The sequence below is a fragment of the Methylobacterium sp. CCH5-D2 genome, assembly GCF_001556475.1.
Classification (GTDB): domain Bacteria; phylum Pseudomonadota; class Alphaproteobacteria; order Rhizobiales; family Beijerinckiaceae; genus Methylobacterium; species Methylobacterium hispanicum.
Window position 1 is genome coordinate 1 of sequence record NZ_LSIX01000582.1, and the last position, 4383, is coordinate 4383.

A 4383-nucleotide genomic window follows, 5' to 3' on the forward strand; every position below is an offset into this window, starting at 1 on the left:
GGCGAGGCGCATCTCTCGACGCCCCGCCGGACCCGGCCGCCGATCGACAACGATCCGCTCCCTGAGATCTTCATCGACCCGCGCATCGAGGCCTTCGTCACCGCCAAGGCGGAGTTCCGCCGCCGCACCACCGTGACGCCGCGCTCCATGGCGGAGTTCGTGGAGGCGCGGCTCGCGGCGGACGGCAGCTTGCGCGGGTCCGAGATCCCGGTCACGGACATCGACGCCTTCGTGGTGTTCCAGCGCCTGCGCGAGATCGACGTGCTGTTCGAGGGCGAGTTGGGCGCCCGCTACGGGGTCACGCACCTGACGGAACGGGTCTCGAACGGCTGGCTCGACTGCCCGGATTTCGTGCTGCGGCGTGTGGGGGAGGGTCCTGCCGTCGACACAGCCGCGCACGTTTCCAAGTAGCCGCAGGACCGCCGACGGATCCCCTCTCCCCGCAGGCGGGGAGAGGGGAGGTGCCGCTTCCGTAGACGACCTCGTCCGCCTCAATACCCCAGCGCGCTGCCGTCCTTGCGCGGGTCCGACCCCGCGACCAGCGTGCCTGTGGCGTGGTCGATCCAGATGATCTGGCCGCCCCCGATCGGCAGCGGCGCCGTGACCGCCTTGTGGCCCCGGTCGCGCATGCCGGCCAGGATGTCGTCCGAAAACCCGGTCTCCATCTCGACCACGCCCTCGTAGGCGAAGCTGCGCGGCGCATCGAGGGCCTCCTGCACGTCGAGGCCGAGGTCGATGATGTTGGTGAGGAGCTGGACATGCCCCATCGCCTGGTAGTGCCCGCCCATCACGCCGAAGGGCGCCACCGCGCGGCCGTCGCGCATCAGCATGCCGGGGATGATCGTGTGCATCGGGCGCTTCTTCGGCGCGATCGTGTTCGGGTGGCCCGGCTCGACCCGGAAGCTGTAGCCGCGGTTGTGCAGGAGCACGCCGCTCTCCGGCGCCAGGATGCCGCTGCCGAAGCCCTGGAAGATCGAGTTGATCAGCGAGAGCGCGTTGCCGTCCCGATCGACCACGCTGAGATAGACCGTGTCCCGGTGCGCGACCTCGTTGACGATCTCCGGGTAGACCTCCGGCACGCTGGCCCGGGCCATGTCGATGGCGCCCCGCGCCGAGGCCCGCCACGCGTCGGAGAGGAGGTGCTCCACCGGCACGCGGTGCAGGCTGGGATCCGCGAAGAGCGCGTCGCGATGGTGGTAGCCCTGCTTGCACACCTCCGCGAGCAGGTGCGCCCGGTCGAGATCGGAGAGCGCCGCCACGTCGAAGGGCGTGAGCACGTTCAGCATCATCAGGACGGCGAGCCCCTGGCCGGAGGGCGGGCACTCGTAGACGTCGTAGCCGCGGTAGCGCGTGGTGATCGGCGTGACCACCTCGGGCGCGGCCTCGGCGAAGTCCTGCTCGGTGTGCAGCCCGCCGAGCTCCCGCAGGCGCGCGACCATGTCCCGGGCGACCGGGCCCTCGTAGAAGCCGCGCGGGCCTTCTTCGGCGATGCGCCGCAGGGTGGCGGCGAGCTGCGGCAGGCGCACGGTCGCGCCGATGGCCGGTGCCTTGCCGTCGACGAGATAGGTCGCGGCGGCGCCCGGATCGTGCGACACCCGCTCGACGCTGCGCGCCCAGTCCCAGCCGACCCGCGGCTGCACCGGGAAACCCTCTTCGGCGTAGCGGATCGCCGGCTGGAGCAGCTCGCCGAGCGTGCGCGTGCCGTGCTCCTCCAGGAGCTTCGCCCAGGCCGCGACCGCACCCGGGACCGTGACCGCGTGCGGCGAGGTCGGGGTGATGGTGACGCCGTTCTCGAGGTACCACGCGTCTGAGGCCGCCGCCGGGCTGCGGCCCGAGCCGTTCAACGCGTAGGGCACGGCCGCCCCGCGCGGCGCGTAGAGCGCGAAGCAGTCGCCGCCGATGCCCGTCATCAGCGGATCGACCACGCACTGCACGGCCACAGCGGCGATTCCCGCATCGACCGCGTTGCCGCCCGCGCGCAGCACCTCGATCGCCGCGAGCGTCGAGAGCGGGTGCGAGGTCGCCACCGCCCCGTTGCCGGCGTAGACGGGCGAGCGCCCGGGCCTGCTGAAATCTCTCACGACGCTGAAACTCCCGGTTGATGCGGTGGACGGACCCGTCCCGTCCGCGCGCCCGAACCGAACGCGGGCGCGGCTACCGCAGGATGCACAAGGCATGCGGCATGCCAAGATGGCCCGTGCGACGGATCGCGGGCCGCGTCGCGCCCGTGTCAAGCCGCCGGCCCGCTCGGCTGCGGCCTTCCGCCCCGCGCCGCGAGCGGTTGTCGCGGGGGCGCAGCGAACGATGTGGCTGCATCACGATCGTTGCGGCTCACCCAGGCTGTCGTCTCCGGATGCAGATTCACCTCGATGCCATCGGCGGGATGGCCGGCGACATGTTCGCCGCCGCCCTGCTGGACGCCTTCCCGGAGCACGAGGCCGGGGTCCTCGCGAGCGTGCGGGCGGCGGCGCGGGGCGCGGACTGCGCGCTCATCGCCCACAACGACGGCGTGCTGCAGGGGCGCCGCTTCGTCGTCGCGGAGCGGGACGAGCCAGGCCATCACCACGACCATCACCATGCCCATCACCACGCGCACGAGCCTGCGCACGGGCAGCACGGCGCGCACGCCCACCGGCACTGGTCGGAGATCCGCGCCGGGCTCTGCGACGCCGGTCTCGACCCCGCGGTGCGCGACCACGCGCTCGCGATCTTCGGGCATCTCGCCGAGGCGGAGGCGCGGGTGCACGGCATCCCGGTCGCGGACGTCGCCTTCCACGAGGTGGGCGCGCTCGACTCGATCGCCGATATCGTGGCCGCCGCCCACCTCGCGGCCGCGACCGGCGCCACGCGCTGGAGCGTGTCGGCGCTGCCGCTCGGCTCCGGGCGGGTCCGCACGCAGCACGGATTCCTGCCGGTGCCAGCACCCGCCACCGCCCTGCTGATCGAAGGCTTCGCCACCATCGACGACGGCGTGCCGGGCGAGCGGGTGACGCCGACGGGCGCCGCCATCCTGCGCCATCTCTGCGGGCAGGGCGGCCCGTCGCGCGAGCCCCGCAGGCTCGCCCGCAGCGGTATCGGCTTCGGCACCCGCACCCTGCCGGCCCTGAGCAACTGCGTGCGGGCCCTGGTCTTCGCGGAGGCCGGGAGCGGCGCGCGCGCGGTCGGCCGCCACCGCGACCTCGCGGTGATCGAGTTCGAGGTGGACGACCAGTCGGCGGAGGATCTCGCCATGGGCCTCGACCGGCTGCGGGCGCTCCCGGACGTGCTCGACGCGGTGCAGATGCCGGTCTTCGGCAAGAAGGGGCGGATGATGACCCATGTGCGGGTGCTGGCCCGCGCCGAGGCGCTGGAAGCCGTCGCGGAAGCCTGCTTCCGCGAGACCACCACGATCGGCCTGCGCCACCGGATCGACTCGGGGATCGCGCTCGACCGAACGAGCCGCACGGTGGCGGTGGGCGGCCACGACCTCCGGGTGAAGACGGTGGCGCGGCCGGGCGGGGCCACCGCCAAGGCGGAGGCCGACGACGCCCTGGCCCACGAGGGCCACGCCGCCCGCGAGAGCCTGCGCCGCGCGGCCGAGCAACTGGCGCTCGCGGAGCACGCTGACGAGGATCGGACATGAGCGCGTCGCTGGAAAGCCTTCTCGCCGGGATGGGGCCGCTCGCGGTGGCGGTGAGCGGCGGCGTCGACAGCCTGACGCTCGCGACGCTCAGCCAGCGCAGCCTCGGCCGGACCGGGATGCTCGCGGTCCACGCGGCCTCGCCGGCCGTGCCCGCCGAGGCGACCGCCCGCGTGCGGGCCGAGGCCGCCCGCCAGGGCTGGCGGCTGCGCGTGATCGAGGCCGGCGAGTTCGCCGACCCGCAGTACCGGGCGAACCCGGTCAACCGCTGCTTCTTCTGCAAGACGAACCTGTACGGCGCGATCCGCGGGGTCACCGACCGGCAGATCGTGTCGGGCGCCAATCTCGACGACCTCGGCGAGTACCGGCCCGGCCTCGACGCGGCGCGCGAGCACGGGGTGCGCCATCCCTTCGTGGCCGCGGGCCTCGGCAAGGCGGCGGTGCGGGCGCTGGCGCGGGAGCTGGGCCTCGGCGAGGTCGCCGAACTCCCGGCCTCGCCCTGCCTGTCGAGCCGGGTCGAGACCGGCATCCGCATCGAGCCAGAGACGCTCGCCTTCATCCACGCGGTCGAGCGCATCGTCGGGGGGGCGCTCGCAGCCGGTGGGGCGGAGGCGCGGGTGCGCTGCCGCGTCCGGGCGGAGGGCGTCGTGGTGGAACTCGATCCGCGCTGCCTCGCGCTCCTCGACACGGGCCTGCGCGCGGATCTCGGCAGCGCGATCCGCGAGCGGGCGCCCGCGCCCGCGCTCGCCGGCCCGGTGCGGTTC

Annotated in this window: 4 protein-coding genes; 3 read left to right on the top strand and 1 reads right to left on the bottom strand. The window is 73.9% G+C overall.

Features of this window, described 5'->3' with window-relative positions:
• On the top strand, positions 1-411 hold a 411-nt coding region (locus AX737_RS34435), incomplete at its 5' end, for a Wadjet anti-phage system protein JetA family protein (RefSeq protein WP_245293449.1).
• A gap of 80 nt (positions 412-491) precedes the next feature.
• Here the strand turns inward: AX737_RS34435 and ggt are convergent.
• Complete coding sequence (ggt, locus tag AX737_RS14915; protein ID WP_066922558.1) at positions 492-2081, bottom strand: gamma-glutamyltransferase; 1590 nt, start codon at positions 2079-2081, stop codon at positions 492-494.
• A 272-nt stretch (positions 2082-2353) separates the two neighbouring features.
• On the opposite strand from ggt, the gene AX737_RS14920 reads away from it, so the two are divergent.
• Both AX737_RS14920 and AX737_RS14925 read left to right on the top strand, forming a co-directional pair.
• Entirely contained in the window at positions 2354-3622 is a 1269-nt protein-coding gene (locus AX737_RS14920; protein ID WP_066922560.1) for a LarC family nickel insertion protein, read from the top strand.
• Positions 3619-4383 (top strand): adenine nucleotide alpha hydrolase (locus AX737_RS14925; protein WP_066922562.1); only part of this gene is annotated, 765 nt, incomplete at its 3' end. The genes AX737_RS14920 and AX737_RS14925, both read left to right, overlap by 4 nt.

Bases quoted from the DNA above. Each gene is read 5' to 3' on its own strand.
- AX737_RS14920 (WP_066922560.1), top strand. From the start codon at position 2,354: ATGCAGATTCACCTCGATGCCATCGGCGGGATGGCCGGCGACATGTTC.